The sequence below is a fragment of the Telluria sp. AZSoR62 genome (assembly GCF_058111565.1).
In genome coordinates this window covers 1-261 of the sequence record NZ_JBYTST010000380.1, presented here as the reverse complement: position 1 = coordinate 261, position 261 = coordinate 1, and the positions used below count along the sequence as shown (strand labels likewise).

At 54.0% G+C, this 261-nt stretch carries 1 protein-coding gene; it reads left to right on the top strand.

What is annotated here, in order from left to right; all coding sequences use genetic code 11:
- Positions 1-251 (top strand): hypothetical protein (locus tag AC3XQU_RS24165; RefSeq protein WP_489876659.1); only part of this gene is annotated, 251 nt, incomplete at its 5' end.
- Between the last annotated feature and the right edge of the window lie 10 nt (positions 252-261).

Below are 261 nucleotides of genomic sequence, written 5' to 3'. Positions count from 1 at the left end.
CGATCGAAACCTTCAGTCGCACCACCGCAAAACATTGGACCGCGTGGCGCGAATTGATGGCCGAAATTATGGCTGTCGAGGTGCGTGGGGAATTAGGTACGTGCCTGGCCCGCGCCGAAGGCTATGCCTTGGCTTTGCTTGACAGTGACCTTGTGACGGAGGAAGAAAACATCCAGTTGGGTGTTGAGATCTCAGAACGTTCGACACTGCGTGACTGGGAGCTTCAGGGTCGAGAAAAGACCCGAGAATAGGAAAAGCAAA